This is a genomic window from Dactylosporangium sp. NPDC005572 (genome assembly GCF_040605515.1).
Classification (GTDB): domain Bacteria; phylum Actinomycetota; class Actinomycetes; order Mycobacteriales; family Micromonosporaceae; genus Dactylosporangium.
In genome coordinates, this window is sequence record NZ_JBEXCY010000026.1 from 65,683 (window position 1) to 92,335 (window position 26,653).

The window sequence follows — 26,653 nt, forward strand, 5'->3', positions numbered from 1 at the left end:
GTGCTGCACCGCAACCTCGTCGGCGGCGAGTGGGTCGACGGTGAGCGCCGCGCGAACGTGAACCCGGCCCGGCCCGGCGAGGTCGTCAGCGAGTACGCCGAGGCCGGCCCGGACACCGCCCGCGCCGCCGTCGAGGCCGCCCGCGCCGCCCAGCCCGGCTGGGCCCGCACGCCCGTCGCCGAGCGCATGGCGATCCTCGACCGGATCGGCACCACGATCCTCGACCGCGCCGAGGACCTCGCCGTGCTGCTCGCCCGCGAGGAGGGCAAGCTGCTCGCCGAGGCGCGCGGCGAGGTCGCCCGGGCCGGGCAGACCTTCCGCTACTACGCCCACCAGCTGCTGCAGCCGCAGGGCGAGGTGTATGCGTCCACAAGGGACAACGTCCACGCCGAGGTGCGCCGCCGGCCGCTCGGCGTGGTCGCGGTCATCACGCCGTGGAACTACCCGATCGCGATCCCGGCCTGGAAGGTGGCGCCCGCGCTCGCCTACGGCAACGCGGTCGTGCTCAAGCCGGCCGAGCTGGTGCCGGCCTCGGCCGGAGAGCTCGCCGGGATCATCGCCGGCTCGGGCCTGCCGCCGGGGGTGTTCAACCTGGTCCTCGGGGCCGGGCGGGTGGCCGGCGAGGCGCTGCTCACCAGCCCCGGCGTCGACGGCGTGTCGTTCACCGGCGGCACCGGCACCGGCGCCCACGTCGCCCGCCAGTGCCTCGCCCACGGCAACAAGCGCTTCCAGCTGGAGATGGGCGGCAAGAACCCGCTCGTCGTGCTCGACGACGCCGACCTCGAGGTGGCCGTGCGCTGCGCCCTCGACGGGAGCTTCTTCAGTACCGGCCAGCGCTGTACCGCGTCGAGCCGGCTCATCGTGCAGGCGGGCATCCACGACCGGTTCGTGGCCGCGCTCGCCGGCGCCGCCGACACGCTGAAGGTCGGCGACCCGCTCGACCCGCACAGCCAGGTCGGCCCGGTGGTCAGCCCGCAGCAGCTCGCCCAGAACCTCGGCTATATCGCCATCGGCACCGCCGAGGGCGCGACCGTGGCGGCCGGCGGCACCAGCGACGGGCAGTTCATGCGGCCCACGCTGCTCACCGGCGCACGCAACGACATGCGGGTGGCCCGGGAGGAGATCTTCGGCCCGGTCTCCTGCGTCATCCGGGTCGGCGACCTCGACGAGGCCCTCACCGTCGCCGCCGACACCCGCTATGGGCTCTCCGCCGGCATCGTCACCACCTCCCTCGCCGCGGCCGAGCGGTTCAAGCGCGACGCCCGCGCCGGCATCGTCACCGTCAACCTGCCCACCGCCGGCACCGAACTGCACCTGCCGTTCGGCGGCACCGGCGACTCCAACCACGGCCCGCGGGAGCAGGGCGGCTACGCCCGCGACTTCTACTCGGTGCCGGTGACCTGCTACACCGGCTGGTGACGGCGTGGCGCCCCGGATCCTGCTGACCGAACCGATCGCCGCGGCCGGGATGGACCTGCTGCGCGCCGCCGGCGACGTGCACGTCGCCGGCGTCACCGACCCGGCCGCGCTCGCCGCCGGACCACTCGCCACCGCCGACGCCCTCGTCGTGCGCTCCTCTCCCGTCACCGCCGCCATGCTGGAGGCGGCCCCCCGGCTGCGGGTCGTCGGCCGCCATGGCGCCGGCCTCGACGGCATCGACCTCACCGCGGCGGCGCGGCTGGGCATACCGGTGGTCAGCACGCCGGGCGCCAACGCCGAGTCCGTCGCCGAGTTCGTCGTGCTCGCCGCGCTGACCCTCGCCCGGCAGCTGCCACCGGCCGTGGCGGCCCTCGCCGGCGGCGGGTTCCCGGCCGGCCGGTCCCTGCCGTCGTCGGTCGTCGCCGCCGGGCTCACCGGGACCATGCTCGCCGGGCGGACCCTGGGACTGGTCGGCCTCGGCGCGATCGGTCGCGGCGTGGCCGCCCGCGCCCTCGGCCTGGGCATGACGGTGCTCGCCTTCGACGTCGCGGCGGTGGTACCGCCACCGGGCGTGCGGCTGGTGCCGCTGGACGAGCTGCTCCGCTCGTCCGACGTGGTCAGCCTGCACGTGCCGCAGACCCCGCAGACCCTCGGCCTCATCGGCGCCGCCGCGCTGGCGGCGATGCGGCCGGGCGCGCTGCTCGTCAACACCGCCCGCGCCGGGGTCGTCGACCAGTTCGCCGTCCTCGCCGCGCTCGACACCGAGCGGCTGCGCGGCTACGCCGTCGACGTGTTCGCTCCGGAGCCGCCCGCGCCCGGCGACCCGCTGCTGCACCACCCCAAGGTACTGGCGACGCCGCACATGGCGGCGATGACCCACGACGCGCTCGACGCGATGGCGGTCGCCGTCGCCCGGGGCGTCCTCGATGTGCTCGAGAAGGGACGTTCCCGGTGAAGCAGCAGGTGCTGGACTACATCGGCGTCGACAGCCGCATCGACGACGAGAGCCGCGAGCTGCGCGACGCCGTGCGCGCGTTCGTCGACCGGCGGGTCCGGCCGCACGTCGCCGGCTGGTACGAGCAGGGCCGCCTCCCGGTCCGTAACCTCGCCCGCGAGCTCGGTGAGCTCGGGGTGCTCGGCATGCACCTGCGGGGCTACGGCTGCGCCGGCACGTCCGCCCTCGCCTACGGGCTTGCCTGCTTCGAACTGGAGGCCGGCGACTCGGGCCTGCGCTCGCTCGTGTCGGTGCAGGGCTCGCTCGCGATGTACGCCATCCACCGGTACGGCTCGGAATCCCAGCGTCAGCAGTGGCTGCCCGCCCTCGCGAGCGGCGCGGCGATCGGCTGCTTCGGCCTCACCGAACCGGACTTCGGCTCCGACCCGTCCGGCATGCGCACCCGGGCCCGACACGACGGCTCCGACTGGGTGCTCGACGGCACCAAGATGTGGATCACCAACGGCTCGGTCGCCGACGTCGCCGTCGTGTGGGCCCGCACGGACGACGGCGTCCGCGGCTTCCTCGTGCCCGCCGGCACGCCCGGCTTCGCCGCCCCGGAGATCACCCGCAAGCTCTCCCTGCGCGCCTCGGTCACCGCCGAGCTGATCCTCGACGGCGTGCGGCTGCCCGCCGACGCGATGCTCCCGTCGGCGGCGGGCCTGTCCGCCCCGCTGTCCTGCCTCAACGAGGCCCGCTTCGGCATCGTCTTCGGTGCGCTCGGCGCCGCCCACGACTGCCTGGCGACGGCCATCGGCTACGCGAACACCCGCGAGATCTTCGACCGGCCGCTCGCGGCCTACCAGGCGACCCAGCTGAAGCTGGCCGACATGACCCTGGAACTGGGCAAGGGCCTCCTGCTGGCGCTGCACCTGGCCGAGCTGAAGGACGCCGGCACCCTCGACCACCGCCAGATCAGCCTGGGCAAGCTCAACAGCACCCGTGAGGCGATCGCCATCGCCCGGGAGTGCCGCACCATCCTCGGCGCGGCGGGCATCACCCTGGACTACCCGGTGCTGCGCCACGCGGCGAACCTGGAGTCGGTGCTGACCTACGAGGGCACCTCGGAGGTCCACCAGCTGATCATCGGCCAGACGGTCACCGGCCACGCCGCCTTCCGCTGACGGCCGCCTTGCCCTCAGACCGGCACTGTCGCGGGGATCGCGTTGACGCCGCTGGTGCTGAACGCCTCCGGTCTCGCCGCCACGAACCGCTCGATGCCCGTCGGGGCCTGCCCGCCGACGACCTCGACGAGGTTGTTGGTACCGGCGAAGACACCGTTGCGGTAGTCGACCGCGATGTGGCCGAGGTGCTGGACCAGGTACGGGTTGGCACCCATGGCGGTCAGCGCCGCGGTGAACGTCTCGACGCTGATCGGCTCGTACCTGACGGGGATGCCGAGCGACCGCGACATGGCCGCGGCGATCTCGTGGTGGTTCATCTCGACCGGGCCGTACAGCGGATAGACCTGCCGGTCGTGGGGTTCGGGATGCTCCAGGACCGCGGCGATGACGGACGCCTGGTCCGCGCCGACGATCGGTGCGTGGCGGGCGTCGGCGAACGGGAGCCGCAGCACGCCCTCGCCGCCTTCCCGGTTGAAGAACGCGACCAGCCACTCCGCGAACAAGGTCGGCCGCAGGTGCGCGGTCCGCATCGCCGTGCGGTCCAGGAGCCGCTCGGCGAGCCAGTGCTGGCGGGCCGCGTTGCTCTCGGCCTCCCGGCGCGCCGAGATCTGGGACATGTTCACCACGGACGTGACACCTGCCTCGCTGGCCGCCTGCGCGAAGATGGCCGTCGCCTCCAGCAGGCCCGGCAGGATCTGGTAGCAGAAGTAGGCGTTCGTCACGCCCGGCATGGCGGCGCTGACCGAGCCGAAGTCGAGGAGATCCCCGACGGCGACCTCGGCCCCCGTCGCGGCCAGCTTCGCGGAGCGTTGATCCGCGCGATGGACGAAGGCGCGGACCCGGTGACCACGGTCGAGCAGCAGTCGCACGGTACGGTCGCCGGTCTTGCCCGTCGCCCCGGTCACCAGGTACAGCGGTTCGTTCGTGGTCATGGCTGTCGCCTCCAACAAGTCGCTCCGCCTCGGAGCTCGCTCCGCTTGCCTACCCTTCGACGCCGCCGTCACGACCACTCGTCACAGCTCGGGGATGATCCTTGAGGGTGGTCGACCGCGTCGCGCAGCCGACGGCATGTGCACCGACCAGAGCAGCCCGCCGATGCCGTTGACCGCACAAGCCTCGACTGACCCGGCTCAGGCCGGCGGGACGAGCGTCCGCTCCAGCTTCGCGAGCAGGCCGACCAGGGCCGCGCGTTCGGCGTCCGTGAGCGCGGCGATCAGGTCGTCCTCGTGGCCGAGCAGCTCCCGCACGGTCGCCTCGATGAGCCGGTGGCCGGCCGGCGTGAGGCGGACCGCCACGGCCCGGCGGGAGGCCGTGGACGGCGCGCGTTCCACCAGGCCGGCCTGCTCGGCGCGGGCGACCCGCTGCGAGACGGCCCCGGCCGTGATCAGGGTGCGGCCGGTGATCTCGCGGGTCGTCAGCTCGTACGGCGGCCCGGACCGGCGGATCACGCTGAGCAGGTCGAGCGTCGAGGGGTCGACGCCGAGCCGGGTCAGGGTCCGGCGCCGGTCGTCGGCGAGGACCTTCGCGATCCGCCAGACCGGCGTGACGACCTCGATCGATCCGGTCGGTACCCCGGGCAGCTCCCGCTCCCAGGCGGCGGCGATGTCGGCCGCGGGCCAGGTCGAGGGGGGCCCCATCGGGTAGTCGTCGGCCATGCCCACCTCCGCTGCTATGTTTAGGTCTAAACGTAGCAGCGGAGGTGGTACCGATGGGACGCATCGTCCTGGTGACCGGCGGCGGCAACGGCATCGGCCGGGCGGTCGCGGCCCGGTTCCGCGCCGCCGGCGACACCGTGGTCATCACCGGACGCGACGGCGAACGGCTCGCCGCCACGGCCGCCGAGCTCGGCGCCCGCGCGCTGCCGTGCGATGCAACCGACCCGCGGCAGGTCGCCCGGATGGCCGGCGAGCTGGGCCCGGAGCTCGACGTGGTGGCCAACGTGGCCGGCGGCAACACCGACCTCGTCCGGCCCGCCCCGCCGGGCGCCGACCTGGCCGAGGTCGCGGCCGCCTGGCGGGCCAACCTCGACGCCAACCTCATCAGCGCGGTGCTGACGACGACGGCCGTGCTCGACCGGCTCCGCCCCGGCGGCTCGATCATCACCATCGGGTCGATCGGCGCCGAGTACGCCAGCACGTCCTACGGTGCGGCGAAGGCGGCGCTGGCCGCGTGGACCGCCGGGCTCTCGTCGACCGTCGGCCCGAGAGGACTCACCGCGAACCTCATCGCCCCGGGCTACATCGCCGAGACCGGCTTCTTCCACGGCCGGCTCAGCGACGAACGGCGGGCCGCGCTGGTCGACGCCACGCACGACAAGCGGCCGGGCCGCCCCGACGACGTCGCCGAGACGGCCTGGTTCCTCGCCTCGGCCGGCGCCCGCCACATCACCGGGCAGACCCTGCACGTCAACGGCGGCGCCCACACCACCCGCTGACCCGGACCCCAGGCCGTCATGACTGGGGTGTTTCCAGGGTCCGAAGGGTGCGGCTGACGTGGTGCCCTGGTGCGGCCGGCGGCACGACCGGCGCCGGCTCGATCAGGAGGGGCGACCATGACCACGCACAACCCTGTCATCTTCATCCACGGACTGTGGCTGCACGCCACGTCGTGGAACTCGTGGATCGAGGTGTTCGAGGAGGCCGGGTACACGGCCTCGGCGCCCGGTTGGCCGGGTGACCCGGACACGGTCGCGGAGGCGCGCGCCAACCCGGAGAGCATCGCCGACCACGGCATCGATGATGTCGTCGCGCATTTCGCGAAGATCATCCAGAACCTGGACGCGAAGCCGATCCTGGTTGGCCACTCGTTCGGCGGCATGATCGCCCAGAAGCTGCTGGGGCAGGACCTCGCCGCGGCCGCGGTGGCGATCGACGCCGCGCAGATCAAGGGCGTGCTGCCGCTGCCGCTGTCGGCGTTGCGGGCCACGCTGCCGGTGTTCAAGAACCCCGCCAACCGGCACCGGTCGGTGTCGCTGACGGCCGCGCAGTTCCGGTACGCGTTCGGCAACGCCATCCCGGCGGAGGAGTCCGACGAGCTGTTCGAGCGGTGGGCGATCCCCGCGCCGGGCAAGCCGCTGTTCGAGGCGGCCGCGGCCAACTTCGACCCGCACTCGCCGGCCGCGGTGAACACCGCCAACGAGATGCGCGGGCCGCTGCTGCTCATGATGGGCGGGCGCGACCACACCGTGCCCGAGGCGGTCACCCGGGCCACGCTGAAGCAGTACCGCCACTCGAGCGCGGTCACCGAGATCGTGGACTTCCCGGACCGGGCGCACTCCCTGACGATCGACCACGGCTGGCGCGACGTGGCCGATGCCACCCTGTCCTGGCTGCGCACGCACGCCGACGCGATCGCGAAGCCGGCGTCGTGACCGTTCCCACCCGCGCGCGCCGCTGGCCGGCGCGCGCCGTGGACCTCGACGACAACGACGGCTCGACCCCGGAGGGGCCACCGTGGAACTGCACCTGAGCGGCAAGGTCGCGGTCGTGACCGGTGCCGGACGCGGCATCGGCCTGGCCGTCGTGCGGGCGCTGGCCGCCGAGGGTGTGCGCGTGGTCGCCGGCGCCCGGACCGTCACCGGCGAGTTGGAGCGGCTCGCCGGCGCCGGCGCCGTGCGGCCTGTCGCGGTGGACCTGTCCACCGTCGACGGACCGCGCCGGCTCGTGGACGCCGCCGTCGCCGAGTTCGGCCGCATCGACCTGCTCGTCAACAACGTCGGCGCCGTCCGTCCGCGCCCGGACGGCTTCCTGGCCGTCTCCGACGAGGACTGGATCGCCACCCTCAACATCAATCTGCTGGCGCACGTGCGCACGGTGCGGGCGGCGCTGCCCCACCTGTACGCCGCCGGCACCGCGGCCATCGTCACGATCGCGTCGGTCAACGCGACGCTGGCCGACCCGCTCGTCATCGACTACAGCGCCGCCAAGGCGGCGCTGGTGAACTTCTCGAAGGCGCTGTCGAAGGAGGCCGGGCCCCGGGGAGTGCGGGTCAACACGATCAGCCCCGGCCCGGTCGGCACCGACCTGTGGCTCGGCGCCGACGGGGTCGCCGAGACCCTCGCCCGGGAGCTGGGCGGCGACGCCGCGCAGATCGCCGAGCGGGCCGCGCACGAGTCGGTCACCGGGCGGTTCACCGAGCCGGAGGAGGTCGCCGGCCTCGTGGTGTACCTCGCCAGCAACCTCGCCGCCAACGTGACCGGCGCCAACCTCGCCATCGACGGCGGCCTCGTCACCAGCCTTTGAGGTCGCCGACGATCGCGTGCAGCTGCGCCCGCGCGGTGATCCCGAGCTTGGGGAAGATGTTGTGCAGGTGGGTGCTGACGGTGCGGTGCGAAAGGTACAGGGCCTGGCCGATCTCCCGGTTGGTCAGGCCCTTGGCCGCCAGCTGGGCGATCTGCAGCTCCTGCGGGGTGAGCTCCTCGCGGCCCGTGGCGGGGCGGACCCGGCTCGTCTCACCGGCGGCGCGCAGTTCCTGCCGGGCCCGGTCCGCCCACGGCACGATGCCCAGCGCGTCGAAGGTGTTGCAGGCCGCCCGCAGCGGCGCCCGCGACTCGACCGGCCGGCGCTGCCGGCGCAGCCACTGGCCGTACGCGAGCTGGGTCCGCGCCCGTGAGAACGGCCACCGGCTCGTCTCGGCGCCCAGGGCCGCGCGGAAGAGCGCCTCCGCGCCGGCGTCGTCGGCGAGCACGGCTCGCGCGTAGCGCAGCCCGGCGTGCAGGGCCGGCGACGACGTCTGGCGGCCCGCCACCTCCAGCTCGGACACGATCTCGGCGACCTCGTCCCGGTGCCCGCTGTGGGCAGCCGCCTCCACCAGGTCGGTCAGCGCGAAGCAGCGCAGCCCGGCGTGGAACGACGGGTCGCCCGGGTCGTGCATCCGGCGCAGTTCGCCATATGCGTCGGCGTGGCGGCCGTCGGCGAGCGCGCTCAGCCCCCGGGCGAGCTGGACGGTGGCCAGCACCGGCCGGACGGAAGCGGCGACGCCGCGCTGCTCGGCCTCGGCCGCCAGCGACGCCGTCCGCTCCGGGTGGCCGCCGAGCGCGGCCAGCACGGCGGCGGACGCCCGGGCGATGCCGAAGAACAGCGGCTGGGAGGTCTCCAGCGCCAGCCGGGCGGACTCCTCGGCCGCCGGCACGCCGGCGCGCAGGTCCGCCTGGTGGGCCGCGCACCAGGCCAGCGCGGCGAGGGCCCGGGTCAGCGAGCCGAGCCGGCCCTGGGCCCGCAGGTCCGGGATCGACGCCGTGCAGCACGCCTCGGCCTGGTCGAAGTCGCCGATGATGACCGCCGCGCTGCCCAGCAGGCGCAGGGTCTGCGCGTCTGCGCCGGCCCGGGCGGAGACGCCGCGCAGGCCCTCGATCACGGCCGAGCCCCGTTCGACTGGCGCCGCGAAGGCGAGGATGGCCAGCCGGTCCGGGTCGTCAGCACCGGCGGGCAGGGACTCGGTCACCGCTACGACGCGGCGGCCGGCCTCGGGGTCGGCCTCGGACCAGAAGCTGCGCAGAGCCGCGCTGTTGAGCAGACGCATGGCCAGCCGGTCGCTGCCCGGGTCGCCGGTGCCGGCGACCCGGGCGGCGACCTCGGCCAGCGCCAGCGGCCCGGTCTTCTGGTCGCGCAGGCCGTCGCCGAAGCTCGCCGCGATCCACAGCCGCTGCGCCTGCTGCCCGAACGACAGGCCCCGGGCCTCCGCCTCCTGCAACAGCCCGCCGACGACGTCGTGGCGGCCGAGCTCGACGGCCAGCTCGGCGGCCTGCAGCAGCCGGGCCGCCGACCGGGCCGGGTCGACGGTGAGCTGCCCGGACCGCTGCAGGGCGGCGACCGCGATCACCATGGCCCCACGACCCTGCGCGTGGCGGGCCGCGCGCTCGAGCTCGTCCGCGACGTCGTCGTCGGGCCCGTGGCTGGCCCCGGCCCGATGCCACACCTGGCGGTCGGCCTGCCCGCGCACCACGCCCGCCAGCGCGGCGTGTGCGGCCAGGCGCTGGGCGAGCGGGGCCCGCTGCCGAATCGCCGAGCGCATCAGCGGGTGCCGGAACCGGATGCTCAAGCGGTCCAGGTCGACGAGGTGGGCGGCGGCGGCCGGGGTCAGGTCGTCGACCGTCACCGCAGTACCGGCGACGACCGCGGCGGCGTCGACGGCCTCGGCGAGCGTGTCGCCGTCGTTGACCGCCGCGACCAGCAGCAGCGTCTGGGTGTTGTCCGGCAGCCCGGACACCCGCGCCGCGAACGCCTCCTCGAGGCGGGCGGTCAGCGGGCGCTGGGCGGGCTCCAGCGGATCGTCCTCGAACCGCCGGGCCGCGATCGGCAGTTCGACCAGCGCCAGCGGGTTGCCGGCCGACTCGTCCAGCAGCCGTCGCCGCAGCCCGCCCGGCAGCTCGGGGGCGCGGGCGTCGAGCAGGGCGGCCGCCGACGCGTCGTCCAGGCGCTCCACCCGCAGCTGGTCGAGGGCGGCGCCGAACCCGTCGGCATATCCGTCCCGCATCGCCGCCAGCAGAACGATCGGGTCCGAGCCCAGGCGGCGCGCGACGAACGCCAGGACGTCGGCGCTGGGCGGGTCCAGCCAGTGCGCGTCCTCCACGACGAGCAGCGCGCCGGACTCGGCAGCCGCCTCGGCCAGCAGGTTCAGCACCGCCAGCGCGACGAGGAACAGGTCCGGCGCGGTGCCCCGGGCCACGCCGAACGCGGTCAGGACGGCGTCGCGCTGCGGGCCGGGCAGCTCGTCGGCCCGGCCGAGGATCGGCCGGAGGAGCTGGTGCAGGCCGGCGAACGGAAGCCGCGCCTCGGCCTCGGTCCCGGTGACCGAGAGCACGAGCAGGCCGTGACCGGCCGCGACCAGGCCGGCCTGGCGCAGCAGCGCCGACTTGCCGATGCCGGCCTCGCCGCGCACCACGAGCGCGCCGCCACCATGGCGCGCCGACGCGACGAGCTCCGCCAGGCGCTGCGACTCCCGCTCCCGCCCGAACAGCGTCACATCCGGACCACCGACTGCCATCGACCCACCCGTCTCCCGCCAGCAACCGGCACCATCCTTGCGGCCTGGACCGGTGGGCGCCAGAGCGCGATCCGTCACGTGACGTATGGAGCTCGCCGGCCGGGCTGGCTTACGCTCCGAACCGTGATCGTGCAGTCACCGGCCCGCTCGTCGCTGCTGCGGGGACGGCAGGACGAATGCCACGCCATCGACGGGTTCGCGGCGACCGTCCGGTCGGGCCTGAGCGCCACGCTCGTGCTCGTCGGCGAGGCCGGGATCGGCAAGACCCGGCTGCTGGAACACGCGGCCGACGCCGCCGCGGACCTGCACGTCGCCCGGGTCGTCGGGGCGGAGTCGGAGAGCCGGCTGGCCTACGCGGCCCTGCACCGGCTGCTCCGGCCGTTCCTGGACCGCATCGAGGCGCTGCCCGAACCGCAGCGGGCCGCCCTGGCCGGGGCGTTCGGCCTTGCCGCCAGCGAGACGGCGGACCGCTTCCTGGTCGGCCTGGCCACCCTGACCATGCTCGCCGGCGTCGCCGAGAGCCTTCCGCTCGTCTGCCTCGTCGACGACGCCCACTGGCTGGACCGGGAGACCGCGGCCGTGCTGGCGTTCGTGGCCCGGCGGCTGCACGCCGACAGCATCGGCCTGCTGATCGCCGCTCGGGACGAGGGCGGCCTGACGCAGGCCCTGGACGGCCTGCCCACCGTTGCCCTCGCCGGCCTGCCCGACCGGGCCGCCCGCGACGTGCTGACGCTCACCGTCCCCGGGCAGATCGCGCCGCAGGTCGCCACGCGGATCGTCACCGAGACCCGGGGCAACCCGCTCGCGCTGATCGAGCTGACCGCCGAGCTGTCCGAGGACCAGCTGGCCGGTTCGGCGTCGCTGCCCGACCGGCTGCCGCTGAGCGAGCGCATGGAGGCGCATTTCCTGCGGCGGGTCCGCCTGCTGCCGGCCGAGACGCAGTCGCTGCTGCTCATCGCCTCGGTGGCGCCCCAGGACGACGCCGCCGTCATCTGGCGGACGGCAACACTGCTCGGCCTGTCCGCCGACGCGCCCGATCCGGCGCTGGCCGAGGGGATCCTCACGGCCGCTCCCGCGTTGGCGTTCCGCCACCCGCTGATCCGCTCCGCGGTCTACTCGGGCGCCTCGCCGGCCGATCGGCGCCGGGTGCACGCCGCGCTGGCCGAGGCCATCGACCGCGACGCCGACCCGGACCGCCGGGCATGGCACCTGGCCGAGGCGACCGCCGGGCTGGACGAGCACGTGGCCGGCGAGCTGGAGCACGCCTCCCAGCGGGCCCGCGGCCGCGGCGGCTACGCGATGCTGGCGACGTTCCTGTCCCGCGCCGCGGAGCTGACCCCGGACCCCGGGCACCGGACCAGACGCCTCTTCGCCGCCGCCCAGGCACACCTTGTCGCCGGCGACCCGGTGGCCGCCGAGCTGCGCCTCGGGCAGGTGCGGTCCGGACTCCGCACGCCCGAGCTGCGCGCGACCGCACACCGCCTGAAAGCCGCCATCGACTGGTTCGGCGGCAACGTGGCGAGGGTGAACTCGGCGACGATGCTCGAGGTCGCCACCGACCCCGGCGTGCCCGACGATCTGCGCCGCGGGATGCTGTTCGAAGCGCTCACGGTGGCGATGCTCGCCCAGCGGCACACCGTCGGCACGACCCTCGCCGAGGTGGCCCGCACCGCGCTGCGCGCACCCGGCAACCGTCGCGGCCCGGCCACCACGGTGCAGCTGCTGTTGGACGCCTTCGCCATTCGCATCGCCGACGGATACGCCCAGGCGGTACCGCACCTACGCGCGGCCGTGGCGGCGCTGTGCGTCGACCCGGAACTGTCCCACGGTTCCGTGCCCTTCACCATGATCGGCCAGTTCGCCGCGGAGGACCTGTGGGACGACGACGGCCACCTGCGCCACCTGCGCCACGCCGAGGCGCTCGCCCGCCAGCGGGGCGCGCTCCACGCCCTCTACTGCCTGCTGTACGGACTGGGGACATCCGCCACCTGGACGGGTGACTTCGTGCAGGCCCAGGCCCACTACGCCGAGGCCGCCGACGTCGGCACCATGATCGGAGTTCAGGGCGACGACACGGCACGGCAGGTCGAGCTGCTCGCCTGGCGTGGAAACGAAGCGCAGACCCGGGCGGCGGCCGACGCGGCGATCACCGTCTGGGACGCCGAGCGCGGCTATGCGGTGCTGGGTAGCCACGCCCGCAACTCGCTGACCATTCTGGAACTCGGTCTCGGCCACTACCAGGAAGCGCTGTCCCTGGCCCTCCCCGGCCTCGACGACGACCCGGTCGCCCACGGCAACCGCATGCTGCCCAACCTCATCGAAGCGGCCGTCCGCTCCGGCGACCGGCCGACCGCGCGGACCGCGCTCGCCCGGCTGACCGAGCGGGCAACCGCCAGCGGTACCCCGTGGGCCCTGGGCATGCTGGCACGCTCCCGCGCCCTGCTGGCCGCCGACACCGAGGCGGACGCGCTGTACCGCGAATCGGCCGAACACCTGGCCGGCACCAGGGTGGCCACCGAACTCGCCCGCACACATCTGCTGCACGGCGAGTGGCTGCGCCGCCACAAGCGCCCTACAGAGGCACGCGTACAGCTGCGGACCGCGCACGACGCCTTCGCGGACATGGGCGCGGCCGCGTTCGCCGAACGGGCCCGCATCGAGCTGCTGGCCACCGGCCAGCGGGCCCGCTCCCGCGCCGTTGCGGCCGACCACGACCTCACGCCCCAGGAGGCCCGGGTCGCCAAGCTCGCCGCGGAGGGGGCGACCAACGCGGAGATCGCCACCCAGCTGTTCGTCACGACCTCAACCGTCGAGTACCACCTCAACAAGATCTTCCGGAAGCTCGACATCACCTCGAGGCGGCAACTCGCACGGACGCTCCGAGCGATGCCGGAGTGATCACGCACTCCGGCATCCGTCCGATGCGCTGCATGACGGGCCGACGGCGGGGCCGTCACGGGCGGGAACCCGATACGCTCGTTCGCCATGCTGGTGCATTCGTTGCCCGTCGAACCGCAGCCGGCGCCGTGCGCGAACGTCGGTGGGGCATCGGCCGGCCGGCACCTGGGGGCATACGTGCTCGGGTACGCGGGGTTCCGCTCCGGGACCGGAGCCGCGATCAACCATCGGGTGCTGCCCGTCGCCGGCGCCACGCTCGTCATTGACGTCGACGGTTACGGGGCGGTGGTGACCGGGCCGCGGAGACGGGCCGTGATCGCCGCGGAGCGGTGGGGGCACGGGGTCACGGTCGGGCTGACGCCGGCCGGGGTGCGGGCCGTGCTCGGGATGCCGATGGGGGAACTGGCCGAGGCCATCGTCTCGTTCGACGAGCCGGCACTGGTTGAACGGCTCGCCGCGGCCGCCGCGTGGGGCGACCGGTTCGCGATCCTCGACGGCTGGGTGGAGCGGAAGGTCCGGCAGGCGCGTCACGGGATCGATCCGCGGATCGCTGCGGCGTGGGAGCAACTGCAGCGGCCGGACTCACCAGGGGTCGAGGTGGTGGCGGCCCGGCTCGGCGTTCGGCGGCGCCTGCTGGAGCAAGGTTTCCAGCATGACGTCGGGATCCCGCCGGGAACCGTTGCTCGCATCGCCCGGTTTCAGCGCGGCGCCGGGATGCTTGCCGGGCAGGTCGCGCTCGGCCGGGCGGCGGTCGAGTGCGGCTACGCCGACCAGCCCCACCTGACCCGCGAAGTCCGGGCGATGAGCGGATGCACCCCTGCGGAGCTGCGTCGGCATCTGCACCTCGCGCAATCGTTCAAGACCGCGCCGCCGACACCCGCATAGCCTGGCCGCATGACGCTCGACGGCAAGATCGCCCTGGTCACCGGCGGCTCCCGCGGCATCGGGCGGGCGATCGTGGAACGGCTCGCCCGGGAGGGCGCCCAGGTGTACTTCACCTACCGCACGGAGCCGCGCACGACCGGCGCCGTCGGCATCCGGACCGACCACCAGGACGCCGGCAGCGTCGAGGCGATGTTCGCGGCCGTCGGCGACCGTCTCGACATCCTGGTCAACAACGCCGCGATCAACCCGGGCGCGCCGCTGGAGGAGCTGACCGCGGCGGAGTTCGACCGGGTGCTGACCGTCAACACGAAGGTGCCGTTGCTGGCGATGCGCGCCGCAGCCGAGCGGATGGGGCCCGGCGGTCGGATCGTCAACCTGTCGACGCTGAACACGGTCGTACCGGCGGCCGGGCATCTGCTGTACACGATGAGCAAAGGCGCCCTCGAGCAGGCCACCGCCGTCGCGTCCCGCGAGCTCGGGCCACGGGGCATCACCGTCAACACCGTGTCGCCGGGAGCGGTCGCGACCGACATGCTCCGGTCGGTCAACCCGCCCGAAGCACTCGTTCGGGCCGCCGCATTGACCGCCCTGCAGCGGCTCGGCGAACCCGACGACATCGCCGCGGTCGTGGCCTGGCTGGCCGGGCCGGACGCGGGCTGGGTCACCGGGCAGAACATCCGCGCGACCGGGGGCCTGCTCGTATGACATAGCCGGTGACACAGCCGGGATCATTGATGGCCGATCGGGATCTTGACCTGAAGATGCGTGCCGCCGCCGGCCGGGCTGATGATCTCCAGCTGGCCGCCGTGCGCCTCGGTCCGGTCCTGCAGGCCGATCAGTCCGGATCCCTTGCCGGTGTCGGCTCCCCCGATGCCGTCGTCGTGGACCGAGAGCTCGAGCGTCGCGTCACCCGCTTCGACGTCGACGCGCACCACGGTTGCCCGGGCATGCTTGGCGACGTTCGTGAGCGCTTCGGACACGATGTAGTACGCGGTGACCTCGACCTGTTCGGGGAGCCGCCGGTCGATGGCCAGGGTGAGCTCGGCCGGCACCGCGCTGCGGCGGGCGAGCGTCTTGAGCGCCGGCCCCAGCCCGCCCTTGGACAGGATCGCCGGGTGGATGCCCCGGGAGATCTCCCGGAGTTCCTCGCAGACGCCGATCAGGCCGTTCGCGGCGAGTGACACGTCCTCCCTGAGCGAGTCCAGCTCCGGTGGCATCGACGCTTCCACGCACCGCAGTTGGAGGCCGAGCGAGATGAGGTGCTGCTGTGCGCCGTCGTGCAGGTCGCGCTCAAGCTGACGGCGGGTGTTGTCGGCGGCGGTGACGATGCGGGTGCGGGAGGCGTTGAGCTGCGCACGGCTGTGGGCGTTGGCGATCGCGGTCGCCAGCAGGTCGGTGAGGTCGACCAGCCGGGTCTGGGCGGAGGCCGGAATCGGCGTGGGTGACGTGGTCGAGAGGACGGCGGCGCCCCAGAGGCGACCTTCGACCACGACCGGAACGCCGACTCCAGAACGCATGCCCAGGTCACGCAGGACCGCGGCGGTGGGGCCCGCGGCATTGTCGTAGGTCATCCGGGCGGGGCGGCCGGTGCGTTTGATGACCCCGGAAAGGGAGTCCCCCTCGAGCGAAATGTACGTGCCGGCCGGCATCTTGGCGACACCGGGCTCGTTGCGGCCCGAGACGAGGGTGGCCTTGCCGTTCGGCTCGTAGCGGATGAGGCCGGTGTTCTGGGGGCCGCAGATCCGTTCGAGTTCCGCCGTCACCGCGTCGAACACCTCGATCGGTGGGGCTCCACGGGCGACCAGGGTGGCCACCCGTCGCAACGCGGCCTGCTCCTCCATGAGGACTGTGGCCTCTTCACGGCTTGCCCGCAGCGATCTGTTGATCGCGTCGCGCTCACATGCCGCGCACAGGAGCGACTCCAGCGACGGAACCACCCGTTGCCGCAGCCGCTGCAATGTCTGTTCAGGCAGGTCGGTCGGGACCAGCAAGGTGCCCAGCTGGGTCGTGCGGTCCTGCAACGGCAGCGCGATCCGCTGCTCGTCCTCGGCGGTCGCCCCGAGCTCGACGGTGGTGAACCGCAGCCCCAATACATCCGCGATCCGTTGTGAGACCGGGCCGAGCACCGAAGGCACATCGCTGGCACGCAGCAGATGCTGCGAGAGCTCAGCCGCGAGGCCGACCTCCTCGCGGCGTTGCGCTGCCTCGGCGACGGACGACCGGGCCAGTTTTGCCAGGAAGCTGGTCAGCAACGCGGCGAAGACGAACATCACGAGACTCTGCAGGTCCTGCTGCGAGTCGAACTTCAGCGCCTCGAAGGGCGGAACGTGGAAGAAGGCGAATGCAACGGCACTGGCCACCGACGTCGCCACGCCGAGCTCGACGCCCCACAGGCCGGAGACGACCAGGACGCCGGTCAGGTAGATGACGCTTCTTCCGCCGCCATGGGCCGGGCGAAGCTCGAAGAGCGCAGCGGTCTCCGTCGCGATCAACATGACGGCGATGAGCGCACCGACCACGACCGGCGGCCGATCCGGACGGAGCAGCAACGTCATCAGGCGCGCTCGCATCGGCGACCGCCCCCTCAACCTGGCGGCAACGTGCTGCGCTCGCCCCGGCAGTGAACCGGGACAAGTGGTGGGCGTCGTATCGCAGTCACATCCCTCCTCGCTAACACTACCGTGAAAAGTACTGATTCGGCCGGTGTGTCACCTTCGCTCCTGTCGAACTGATCACGACCCGTGCCAACGGCCGCCAAATGTCCTACTATCCAAATGTCCAACATTTGGAGGTCGGCATGCTGTCGAGCCCACGCCGGGCCGCGCCGCTCGCGACGCAGGTCGCCGATCAGCTCAAAGCGCTGATCGCGGCCGGTGACTGGCCGATCGGCACCCGCATCCCGGCCGAACACCGGCTCACCGAGGAGCTCGGGGTCAGCCGCAACACCATCCGGGAAGCCCTCAGCGCGCTCGTGCACGTGGGGCTCCTCGAAGCGCGACCGGGGGACGGCACCTACGTGCGGGCCGACAGCGAGCTGCAGGTCTCGCTCGGCCGTCGGGTCGCCGCGGCCGACCCGGACGACGCGTTCGAGGTCCGCGCCCTGCTCGAGCACCGCGGCGCCCGCCGGGCCGCGCTGCACGCCACCGCCGAGGACGTCGCCCGCCTGCGCGAGCTCCTCGAGCACCGCGACGCAGCCCGAGACGCGGCCGACCTGCCCGGCTTCGTCGAGGCCGACTTCGCGTTCCACCGCGCGGTCGTCATCGCCGGCGGCAACCCGCTGCTCGCCGAGCTCTATCAGCACCTCAGCCCGGTCATCACCCAGCTCATCAACGAGACGGCCGCGCTGCACGAGGACCGGGCCGTCCACGAACTGCACCACCGGCTGGTCGATGCGATCGCCGCCGGCGACCCGGCCGCCGCCGAGGCGTGCAGCGTCGCGCTGGTCGACGAGGGCCGCGACATCCTGCACGGGAGCGCCGCCGCATGATCACATCGGTGGCGCCCGCCGACGCCCCGGCCCGTCAGCGTGCCGGCCTGCTGGTGGTGGGCATCCTGCTGATCGCCACGAACCTGCGGGCGGCGCTGACCTCGGTCGGCCCGGTGCTCGACGACGTCCGTGCCGACCTCGGCCTGACGGCCACCGCCGCGGGCGTGCTCACCGCCCTGCCGCTGCTCGCGTTCGCGGGCTTCTCGCCGGTCGCGCCGCTGGTCTCGAGGAGGCTCGGACTCGAGCGCACCGTCGGGCTGGCGCTCGCCGTGCTCGCCGCCGGCATCGTGCTGCGGTCGCTGCCCGTCGTCGGCGCGATCTGGGCCGGCACCGTCGCCATCGGCGCCGCGATCGCGTTCTTCAACGTGCTGCTGCCCAGTCTGGTCAAGCGCGACTTCCCGGATCGGGTGGCGCAGCTGTCCGGCAGCTACTCCGCGACGCAGAGCATCGTCGCCGCCATCGCCTCCGGCGTGGCGGTGCCGATCGCGGGCCAGTCCCCGGCCGGCTGGCGGATCGCGCTGGGCTGCTGGGTCGGGCTGACCCTCATCGCCGCGGCCTTCTGGCTTCCGCAGCTGGGCGCACGCCGGCCCGGCCGCGACGGTAACGGCGGCGCCGAGGCGGCCATCCACCGTTCACCGTGGCGCAGCGCGCTCGGCTGGCAGATCACCCTCTTCATGGGCCTGCAGTCGCTGGTCTTCTACGTGATGATCGCCTGGCTGCCCACCATCGAACAGGACCACGGCGTGGCCGCGGCGACGGCCGGCTGGCACCTGTTCGTCTACCTGACCTCCGCGGTCGTGGCCAACCTGGCCGCACCGCGCCTCATGCGCCGCCTGCCCGATCAGCGGCTCGTCGGCCTGCTGTGCGCCGTGCTCATCCTGATCGGGGTCGGCGGCCTGCTGTGGGCGCCCGGCGCCGTGGTGCTGTGGCTCATCAGTGCCGGCTTCGGCGCGGGCATGTCCCTCGTGCTGTGCCTGTCGCTGTTCAGCCTGCGCGCCGTGGACCACCGGCAGGCGGCGGCACTGTCCGGGATGGCGCAGTCGATCGGCTATCTGCTGGCGGCGTGCGGGCCGGTCCTCATCGGCGCGCTGCGCGACGTCAGCGGGGCGTGGACCCTGCCGCTGTCGGTGCTGTGCGCACTCATCGCGATGATGGGCGGCTTCGCGTTCCTCTCCGGCCGGCCGCGCGTGGTCGGCTGATCCCAGCGTCCACCGCGGGCCGCTGTGCGGCCTGCGCCGGCGCCTCAGCGCGCTCGTCGAACCCGCCGGCGGCGGCATCGGCCGTGCGTCACTGATCCGTGTTCCAGCTCACCTCGTGAAGCCACCCCTCCAGGTGCCACCAGGCGGCGTGATCGGCCGCCGAAGGGGTACGGCTCGCCTACCTCCTGCTGCAGTCCGGCGGGTGGTGATGTGCCGGCGCGCGCGACCCGCACGGTCGCCGCGGCGTGCTGGTGGGCGACACGAGAGGAACGCGCTTGGCTACCGGGTTCGAGCTGGATCGCTCCCGCGAAGCGGGCGGTACGGCATTCCGGCGTGCCCCGCAAGGGATCGATGCCGGCAAACGCAGCGTGCTGGGCGTCATGGTCGACGTCATCGACTACGACGCGGCGGTCGAGAAGGTGGCCGCGGCCGCCGTCGACCGACGGCCGTTCATCCTCACCGCATTGGCTGTGCACGGCGTGATGACCGGGGTTTCGGACCGTGCGTTCGGCGCCAGGCTCAACGCCTTCGACGTGGTGGCGGCGGACGGCCAGCCGGTACGGTGGGCGCTCAACCTGCTGCACGCGGCGGGCCTGCGGGAATGGGTCAGCGGGCCTGAACTGACGCTGCGGGTGCTGCGGCGGGCGGCCGCCGACGCGTTACCGGTCTATCTGTACGGCTCGACGGCGCAGACCGTCGAGCGGCTGGCGGCGTCGCTGTCCGGGATGCTGCCGCAGTTGCGGATCGCCGGCGCCGAGGCGTCGAAGTTCCGGTCCGCCCGGCCTGACGAGCCAGCGCAGATCGCCGATCGGATCAACCGTTCGGGGGCCCGCCTGGTCCTGGTCGGCCTCGGCTGCCCGCGGCAGGAGGCCTTCGTCCATGCGATGCGACCGCGGCTGGCCATGCCACTGCTGGCCGTCGGGGCGGCGTTCGACTATCACGCCGGCAGGCTCGCTCCCGCACCGCTTTCGATGCAGCGGTACGGCCTGGCCTGGCTGTGGCGGTTGATGCTCGAGCCGCGCCGGCTCTGGCGCCGCTATCTGCTCCTCGGACCCGGCTACCTGCTCCGGTTGTGCGCGCAGAAGACGCGCCTGTGGACGCCGTCCGCGCCGGCACCGTCGTACCGGCTGACCGACCCGCCGCCGCTGTAACCGACCGACCGAAAGGAAGATTTCGATGTGCGGGATCACCGGCATCGTGACCGCGGAAGCGGGCACGGTCGACCCGGACCGGTTGCGGGTCATGTGCCGCACCCTCACCCACCGCGGCCCCGACGAAGAGGGCTTCTACCTCGGCGACACGGTCGGCCTGGCCGTGCGGCGCCTGGCCGTCATCGACGTGGAGCACGGACGGCAGCCGGTGCGGTCCGAGGACGGGACCGTGCACGCGGTGCTCAACGGGGAGATCTACAACCATCAGCGCCTGCGTCGCGAGCTCGCCGCGCGCGGTCACCGGTTCGCCTCCGGCAGCGACGCCGAGGTCATTCCGCACCTGTACGAGGAGTACGGCTCGGACTTCGTGCGGCACCTGGAGGGCATGTTCGCCATCGCGTTGTACGACGAGACCAGGCGTCGCCTGGTGGTGTGCCGCGACCGCGTCGGGGTGAAGCCGCTCTACTACGCGGAGCGCGACGGCGGTCTGGTGTTCGGCTCGGAGATGAAGGCGGTGCTCTGCGCCGTCGACGACCGATCGCCGGATCTGCAGGCGTTCAGCGCATATCTGTCCCTGATGTACGTGCCGGCACCCCGGACCATGTACCGGAGGATTCGCAAGCTGGAGCCGGGCACGGCGCTGGTGTGGCAGGACGACGCGTACACCGTCGAGCGCTACTGGTCCCTCGCCGACGTGGCGCCGCGGCGCGACCTGACGGCGGCCTCGACGCGTGAGATGCTGCGCGACCTGGTGGTCGACAGCGTCCGTCAGCAAATGGTCGCCGACGTCCCGCTCGGCTTCTTCCTCAGCGGTGGCATGGACTCCAGCACGGTCGTCGCCGCGGCCCGCCTGGCGGAGCCGGACGCCGTCCTGAAGACGTTCTCGGTGGGCTTCGCGGACCGGTCCTACGACGAACGCAGCGCGGCCGCCCTGGTCGCGCGGCGGTTCGGTACCGAACACACCGCACTGTTGGTCGAACCACGGGCACAGGACGTGGCGGACGGCATACTGCCCTGCTTCGACGAGCCGTTCGCCGACCCGTCCATGGTGCCCACGTACTACCTGTGCCAGCTCGCCCGGCGGCACGTGACGGTGGCGTTGAGCGGGGACGGCGGGGACGAGCTCTTCGCCGGCTACCTGACGTACCAGGCGGACAAGCTCGCCCGCTACTACCGGCACCTGCCCCGGGCGCTGACGGTCCGGATCGCTCCCTCGTTGCTGCGGTTCCTGCCCCGCTCGAGCGCCCGGGCGAGCTTCGACTTCAAGACGCGACGGTTCGTCGAGAACGCGGTCGAGCACCCGGGCCGCAGTCACTACCTGTGGCGGGTGGTCTTCCGCGAGGCGCACAAGGCACGGATCCTGCAGCCGGACGTGTTCGCCGAGATGACCGACACGTACGCCACGCACGAGCCGCACGACCGGGCCGGCGCCGGCTTCGACCAGCTGACCCGCTTCCAGTACACCGATGCCCAGGTGTACCTCCCCGACGACGTGCTGACCAAGGTCGACCGGCTGAGCATGGCGCACTCGCTGGAGGTGCGGGTCCCGTTGCTCGCCACCGCGATGATCGAGTTCGCGTTCTCCCTGCCGGGCCGGCTGAAGTCCCCCGGCCTGCGGCCGAAGCTCCTGCTGCGCCAGACGATGGCCGACCTGCTGCCACCCGAGATCGTCGCGATGCGCAAGAAGGGCTTCAACGCCCCGCTCCCGAGATGGCTGCGCGGCGTGTTTCGACCGCTGCTCCGCGAGTACCTGAGCCGGGATGTCGTGGAGCGGCAGGGGTACCTGCAGTTCGACGAGGTGAACGCGATCGTCGACCGGCACCTGAGCGGCAGGGCCGAGCATGCCCGGGAGATCTGGATCCTGTTGCTCCTCACCATGTGGGCCGAGCAGGAGAAGGCGTACCTCTAGCGGCCGCGCCTGCCCATCCGCCATCACAAGGGGTACTGCTGAAGGTAAGGCGCTGTGAACTATTGGGTGTTGCTCCTGTCGATCGTCCTGGCCCTGCTGCCGGCCGTCGTCCTCACGTCACTGATCTCCCGGACGGCGCGGGCCTGGACCTGCCGGATCGCCTTCCTCGTCTCGGTTGGGCTGATTCTTTCGCCGTGGCTCTGGGTGCGCCTGGGTTACGACGTCCCGGCGCGGGCCGCCCTGCTGATCGTCACGGGGGCATTCGCGGGCGGGATCGTGCTCAGCGCCGCCACCGCCGGGATCGTGGAGGACAACGCGCCGCCCTCGTTGGGGGTCCAGCGCATGGTCCTCGCCTACCACAGCCCGAGCACGGTCCGTCGGCGCCGGGCGCCCCGGGGGAAGCGGCTGCTCGACATTGTCGGCGCGTCCGTCGGGCTCGCCCTCACGCTGCCGCTGTGGCCGATCATCGGGCTGCTCATCTGGTTCGAGGAGCCGGGCCCGGTCTTCTTCACCAAGAACTCCGTCGGCCTGGGCGGCGCCACGTTCCGGCAGTTCAAGTTCCGCAGCATGCGCTACGGCGCGGAGATGCTCACCGGTCCCGTGGCGTCACCCGCGGGCGATCCGCGCACGCTGTGGGTCGGCCGGCGGTTGCGCCGCTGGCACCTGGACGAGCTCCCGGAGCTGATCAACGTTCTGAGCGGCAGGATGAGCCTGGTCGGTCCGCGCCCGCTGCGGACGATACTGGTGCTCTCCCATCTGGAGGCGGTGCCCGGCTACGCCGAACGGCACACGGTCCGGCCGGGGATCGCGTGCATCGCCCAGATCGAGAAGTTTCACATGCCGCCCCAGGAGCGGCTGGTGAAGGACCTCGCCTACATCGAGCACCAGAGCGTGCTGGTCGACCTGCGGCTGCTCGGCCGCGCGGTGCTGACCACGGTTCGCGGCGAGCGCCGGTACCACAGCGACCCGCCGCTCGTGCCCGCCAACCGCGCCGCCACCGATCCGGTCAACGGGTCCGGCGGGCCGCCCGAGCCGATCGAGCACGCGGGTCAGCTGCCCGGCGCCTGAGGCGCGCCCTGCGCTGCACCGGTCAGGCCGGTCGGTGCCGGCCGGTCTCCGGACCGGATCCCTGCGGTGGCGGTGGCCACGAGCCGGCCGAGCTCGGTGAGGCGCAGCAGCCGCGCGGTGACGACGTACGTGATCGCGCCGGGCACGCAGGCCGCCGCGACGACGACGAGCGGCCCGGTCAACGGGGCGAGGAGGTGGGCGGCCGCGGCGGCGACGCCGGCGCCGGCCGCGGCCGCGAGCAGCACCCGGGCGTGCGTGCTCGCGAGCCGGCGACCGTCGATGCGGCCCAGCCGGTGACGCAGGACCAGACCCGCGGTGACGAGGCCGGTGGTGTAGGCCGCCCCGTAGGCGATCGGGATGCCCACGACGATGTCCGGGCGGGGCAGGAACGCGCCGGCGGCCAGGCAGCCGGCCACGCCGACGACGCTGACCGCGCTGGTGATCAGCGCCGGCGTCCTGGTGTCCTGCATGGCGTAGAACCCGCGCAGCAGGATCGTGTAGCCGCTGAACGGCACGAGGGCCAGTCCGAACGCCGCCATGACCGTCCCGAGCAGGCCCACGGTCGATGCGTCGCTGCGCCCGTGGGCGAACAGGAGCGCGGCGAGCTGCGGTCCGAGTGCCACCATCGCCGCCGCGACCGGGGCGAGGGCGACGATGGCCAACCGGATGCCCAGCGACAGGTCGTCGGTCATCCGGCGGTGGTCCAGGCCGGCCGCGCTCCGGCTCAACCGGGGCAGCATCACGGTCATCACCGACAGGGTGATCACCGCGAACGGCATCTGGAACAAGGCGTACCCGTTCTGGTACGCGCTGATCCCACCCGGCCCGCTGATCGACGCCGATCTCGTGGCGACCGCGAACAGCACCTGGGCCGCGGCGACGGACAGCAGCATCCAGCCGCCGAGCCGGACGATCCGGCGTACCCCGACCCCCCGGGGATCGAGCCGGAGCCGGAACGGAAACCCGCTGCGGGCCAGCGCCCACATCACCAGGGCCATCTGGGCGAAGACCCCGGCGCTGGTGCCCAGGCCCAGCAGCAGCAGATGGGGCGTGGTCAACGCCTGCATGCCGGTCGCGCCGCCGATCACGAAGTACAGCGCCCCGACCGCGGTGACGACCAGGCTGTTGGCCAGCGGCGCCCACATCGGGGCGGCGAACCGGCCGCGGATGTTCAACACGGCGCCCGCCGCGGCGCTCACGCCGTAGAACACGATCTGCGGCAGGAAGAACCGGGTGAACACGACCGCCAGCTGCCGCTGGTCCGCGGTGAATCCGGGCGTGAACAGCCCCACGAGCCAGGGGGCCAGCAACGTGGCGACCAGGGTGACCGCCCCCAGACCGCAGCCGATCATCGACAGCAGTCGCTGGGCGTAGACGACGCCGCCGTCGGGCTCCGTCAGCGCCGCCCGGGTCAGCATCGGCACGATGACGCTCGCCATCGCACCCCCGACCACCAGGTCGTACACCACGTTCGGCAACGCGTTCGCCACGTTGTAGCTGTCCAGCAACCGGCTTCCCAGTCCGAGCACGGCCGCCAGCACCAGGATCCTGACGAAGCCGGCCGCCCGCGATGCCAGCGTCGCCACGGCCGCTCCCCGGCCCGCGCGTCCCAGGGACGATCCGGCTGTCACGCTGCCCTTCACGACGCGGCCGGTCAGCCGCCGGCGACCAGTTCGGGATGGGCGGCGAGGAAGCCCGTGACCTGGTCGGTGCGGACGGCGGTGAGCAGGTTGACGGTCTTCTGGTCGAGGTCCTCGGCCGTGCCGTGGCCGGCGGACTGGTTGAACGTGCCCTCGTTCGTCTTGATGGTGACCACGTCGTCGCCGCTCACGCCGCGCATCGCGTAGGCCCAGTCGGCCAGGTCGATGCCGCCGCTGTCGATGGTCATCGCCTTGCCGACGACCTCGACGACCTTGTTGAACCGCACCGGGTTGGTCAGCATGTCCGTGCCGAGCATCCGCTTGAAGACGGCCTTGATGAACTGCTGCTGGTGGCGTTGCCGGTCGTAGTCGCCGTTGGGCAGCGTCTCGCGTTGCCGGACGTAGTCGAGGGCCTGCCACGGTTCGAGGTGCTGGTAGCCGACGTGGTAGACCACCGGGGTCACGCCGGGAACCGGGTCCAGACCCTGCCCGCCGTCGTCCCGGGTGTACTGCCGGAACGGAACCTCGGTCCCGCCCCTGCTGTTGTGACCGATACTCACGGACGTGGTCTCCTGGTCCACGTACATGTCGACCCCGCCGAGCACGTTGACGACCTGCTGGAAGCCGGTGAAGTCGACGATGCCCGCAGCGTCGAACGTCACCCCCCACACGTTCCTGATCGTCCTGGCGAGCAGCTCGACGGCGCGGCTGCGGGCGGCCGGCCCGGTCAGGCCGCTGCCGCCGTAGGCGAACGCCGCGTTGATCTTGTCATTGCCGCCGGGGTACTCCCTGGCCCCGTTGTCGTACGCCGGAATCCTGACCCACGTGTCCCGAGGGATCGAGACCAGGAACGCGGCGTCGTAGCTCGCCGGGATATGCACGATGATGATCGAGTCGGAGCGCACCGGCTCGTTCGGGTCCTGGCCGGGGCGGGCGTCGACCCCGACGAGCAGGATGTTCTTCGCCCCGGTGAGCGACGCGTGGCCGGGCTGCCGGCCCTGGTTGCCGGCGTCGCCGAGCAGGTTCTGCTGGTCGACGCCGCGCAATGCGTAGGAGAACAGGGCCTCCTTCGCCACGATCGCCGCACCGGCCAGCACCGTCAGGATCGTGCCGAGCACGATGCACAACCGCGCCCACGACGGAGCCTTGGGAGAGGACACCGGGCCGGCTCCTGTTCACGAGGGAGATCAGACAGGAGAAATCTAAGGACCGGGTGGACAGGCGGCCGGGGCGTCCTGCGACACCAACCCCCATTTCCACCCGCTCGGAACCGGTGCCGTGCCCACGCCGGCGGTGTACCCCGCCGGTGCCCGGGTACGACCGTGCCGCTCGCAACACGCACTTACTCGACGGGGTCCTCCATGCGTCCCAGTAGTGCCGCGCGGCCACGGTGGCGGCGCTGGTGGTGGCCCTACATGTCGGCGTTCTTCCTAATCGCGGCGGGGTGGGCGCTCGCGCTGCCGGTCAACGGCACGTACGACGAGAAGGACCACATCGCCCGTGCCTACGCCGTGACCACCGGCCAGCTCACCACCGACCGCACGGTCGTCGACCGGCGCGACGACCGCAAGCCCGCGTTCCTGGTACCGGCGAGCCTGTTGCCCAGCAACAGCAACGTCGACTGCGCCTGGTCGCCCCGCCCGGCGCGCCCGGCCGACTGCCAGCGCTGGACCGCCGACCGGGTCCGCGTCCTCACCCCGAGCGGGGCGGCGCGGTACAGCCCGGTCTACTACCTGCTCGTCGGCGCACCGCTGGTGCTCGCGCCGAACCCGACCGGCATCCTGCTCGCGCGGCTCATCTCGGCGCTGGCCGCGGCCGCGCTGCTGGCCGGCGCGGCCGGGATCAGCGACTCGTCGTCGCTGCGGCCGTAGGAGTTGGCCGAGGCGACGCGCATC

The 26,653-nt window shown here is 73.1% G+C and carries 21 protein-coding genes; 15 read left to right on the forward strand and 6 right to left on the reverse strand.

The annotated features are described in order from the left end of the window. From ABZS66_RS16070 to ABZS66_RS16080, 3 genes are read left to right on the forward strand one after another with little or no spacing between them, the layout of a single operon-like run. Complete coding sequence (locus ABZS66_RS16070) at positions 1-1,419, forward strand: aldehyde dehydrogenase family protein (protein ID WP_354758158.1); 1,419 nt, start codon at positions 1-3, stop codon at positions 1,417-1,419. Between the two features lie 4 nt (positions 1,420-1,423). After that, on the forward strand, positions 1,424-2,374 hold the full coding sequence (locus ABZS66_RS16075) for an NAD(P)-dependent oxidoreductase (protein ID WP_354758160.1): 951 nt from the start codon (positions 1,424-1,426) through the stop codon (positions 2,372-2,374). After that, on the forward strand, positions 2,371-3,537 hold the full coding sequence (locus ABZS66_RS16080) for an acyl-CoA dehydrogenase family protein (RefSeq protein WP_354758162.1): 1,167 nt from the start codon (positions 2,371-2,373) through the stop codon (positions 3,535-3,537). Before ABZS66_RS16075 ends, ABZS66_RS16080 begins: the two co-directional genes overlap by 4 nt. 14 nt (positions 3,538-3,551) lie before the next feature. On the opposite strand, the gene ABZS66_RS16085 is transcribed toward ABZS66_RS16080, so the two are convergent. Together ABZS66_RS16085 and ABZS66_RS16090 are read right to left on the reverse strand one after the other, a co-directional pair. Then, a complete protein-coding gene (locus ABZS66_RS16085; RefSeq protein ID WP_354758164.1) occupies positions 3,552-4,469 on the reverse strand; it encodes an NmrA family NAD(P)-binding protein in 918 nt (305 codons plus the stop codon). Between the two features lie 198 nt (positions 4,470-4,667). Beyond that, positions 4,668-5,192: a MarR family winged helix-turn-helix transcriptional regulator gene (locus ABZS66_RS16090; RefSeq protein WP_354758166.1), complete on the reverse strand. Its 525-nt coding sequence runs from the start codon at positions 5,190-5,192 to the stop codon at positions 4,668-4,670. Positions 5,193-5,245: 53 nt separating this feature from the next. Between ABZS66_RS16090 and ABZS66_RS16095 the strand changes: the two genes are divergently transcribed. The 3 genes from ABZS66_RS16095 (at position 5,246) to ABZS66_RS16105 (ending at position 7,778) form a co-directional block, all read left to right on the forward strand. Beyond that, on the forward strand, positions 5,246-5,971 hold the full coding sequence (locus tag ABZS66_RS16095) for an SDR family oxidoreductase (protein WP_354758168.1): 726 nt from the start codon (positions 5,246-5,248) through the stop codon (positions 5,969-5,971). Positions 5,972-6,088: 117 nt separating this feature from the next. Then, positions 6,089-6,907: an alpha/beta fold hydrolase gene (locus ABZS66_RS16100; RefSeq protein ID WP_354758170.1), complete on the forward strand. Its 819-nt coding sequence runs from the start codon at positions 6,089-6,091 to the stop codon at positions 6,905-6,907. Positions 6,908-6,989: 82 nt separating this feature from the next. Then, on the forward strand, positions 6,990-7,778 hold the full coding sequence (locus tag ABZS66_RS16105) for an SDR family oxidoreductase (protein WP_354758172.1): 789 nt from the start codon (positions 6,990-6,992) through the stop codon (positions 7,776-7,778). On the opposite strand, the gene ABZS66_RS16110 is transcribed toward ABZS66_RS16105, so the two are convergent. Continuing rightward, a complete protein-coding gene (locus ABZS66_RS16110) occupies positions 7,765-10,521 on the reverse strand; it encodes an AAA family ATPase (RefSeq protein ID WP_354758174.1) in 2,757 nt (918 codons plus the stop codon). The genes ABZS66_RS16105 and ABZS66_RS16110 overlap by 14 nt on opposite strands. 123 nt (positions 10,522-10,644) lie before the next feature. Here ABZS66_RS16110 and ABZS66_RS16115 point away from each other — a divergent pair, with 123 nt between their 5' ends. The 3 genes from ABZS66_RS16115 (at position 10,645) to ABZS66_RS16125 (ending at position 15,009) form a co-directional block, all read left to right on the forward strand. After that, positions 10,645-13,419, forward strand: coding sequence for an AAA family ATPase (locus ABZS66_RS16115; RefSeq protein ID WP_354758176.1), 2,775 nt, complete (start codon positions 10,645-10,647; stop codon positions 13,417-13,419). 87 nt (positions 13,420-13,506) lie between these two features. After that, the gene (locus tag ABZS66_RS16120) at positions 13,507-14,304 is read left to right on the forward strand and encodes a helix-turn-helix transcriptional regulator (protein ID WP_354758178.1); all 798 of its coding nucleotides are present in this window, start codon (positions 13,507-13,509) and stop codon (positions 14,302-14,304) included. 9 nt (positions 14,305-14,313) lie between these two features. Beyond that, positions 14,314-15,009 carry an SDR family oxidoreductase gene (locus ABZS66_RS16125; RefSeq protein WP_354758180.1) on the forward strand — a complete coding sequence of 232 codons (696 nt, stop codon included), beginning with the start codon at positions 14,314-14,316 and terminating at the stop codon, positions 15,007-15,009. 23 nt (positions 15,010-15,032) lie between these two features. On the opposite strand, the gene ABZS66_RS16130 is transcribed toward ABZS66_RS16125, so the two are convergent. After that, positions 15,033-16,859 (reverse strand): DUF4118 domain-containing protein, encoded by a 1,827-nt coding sequence (locus ABZS66_RS16130; RefSeq protein ID WP_354758182.1) that lies wholly within the window; start codon positions 16,857-16,859, stop codon positions 15,033-15,035. Between the two features lie 242 nt (positions 16,860-17,101). Here ABZS66_RS16130 and ABZS66_RS16135 point away from each other — a divergent pair, with 242 nt between their 5' ends. The 5 genes from ABZS66_RS16135 (at position 17,102) to ABZS66_RS16155 (ending at position 23,118) form a co-directional block, all read left to right on the forward strand. Beyond that, a complete protein-coding gene (locus ABZS66_RS16135) occupies positions 17,102-17,791 on the forward strand; it encodes an FCD domain-containing protein (protein WP_354758184.1) in 690 nt (229 codons plus the stop codon). Then, positions 17,788-18,990 carry an MFS transporter gene (locus tag ABZS66_RS16140; RefSeq protein ID WP_354758186.1) on the forward strand — a complete coding sequence of 401 codons (1,203 nt, stop codon included), beginning with the start codon at positions 17,788-17,790 and terminating at the stop codon, positions 18,988-18,990. Before ABZS66_RS16135 ends, ABZS66_RS16140 begins: the two co-directional genes overlap by 4 nt. Positions 18,991-19,370: 380 nt before the next feature. Beyond that, the gene (locus tag ABZS66_RS16145) at positions 19,371-20,141 is read left to right on the forward strand and encodes a WecB/TagA/CpsF family glycosyltransferase (RefSeq protein WP_354758188.1); all 771 of its coding nucleotides are present in this window, start codon (positions 19,371-19,373) and stop codon (positions 20,139-20,141) included. Between the two features lie 25 nt (positions 20,142-20,166). Then, complete coding sequence (gene asnB, locus ABZS66_RS16150) at positions 20,167-22,050, forward strand: asparagine synthase (glutamine-hydrolyzing) (RefSeq protein ID WP_354758190.1); 1,884 nt, start codon at positions 20,167-20,169, stop codon at positions 22,048-22,050. Between the two features lie 54 nt (positions 22,051-22,104). Then, positions 22,105-23,118, forward strand: a complete 1,014-nt coding sequence (locus ABZS66_RS16155) for a sugar transferase (RefSeq protein ID WP_354758192.1) — start codon at positions 22,105-22,107, stop codon at positions 23,116-23,118. Here ABZS66_RS16155 and murJ read toward each other — a convergent pair. Continuing rightward, positions 23,100-24,704: a murein biosynthesis integral membrane protein MurJ gene (gene murJ, locus ABZS66_RS16160; protein ID WP_354758194.1), complete on the reverse strand. Its 1,605-nt coding sequence runs from the start codon at positions 24,702-24,704 to the stop codon at positions 23,100-23,102. The genes ABZS66_RS16155 and murJ overlap by 19 nt on opposite strands. A 68-nt stretch (positions 24,705-24,772) precedes the next feature. Further along, a complete protein-coding gene (locus ABZS66_RS16165) occupies positions 24,773-25,918 on the reverse strand; it encodes an LCP family protein (RefSeq protein ID WP_354758196.1) in 1,146 nt (381 codons plus the stop codon). Positions 25,919-26,173: 255 nt separating this feature from the next. Between ABZS66_RS16165 and ABZS66_RS16170 the strand changes: the two genes are divergently transcribed. Next, positions 26,174-26,629 carry a DUF2142 domain-containing protein gene (locus ABZS66_RS16170; RefSeq protein WP_354758198.1) on the forward strand — a complete coding sequence of 152 codons (456 nt, stop codon included), beginning with the start codon at positions 26,174-26,176 and terminating at the stop codon, positions 26,627-26,629. Positions 26,630-26,653: the final 24 nt, after the last annotated feature.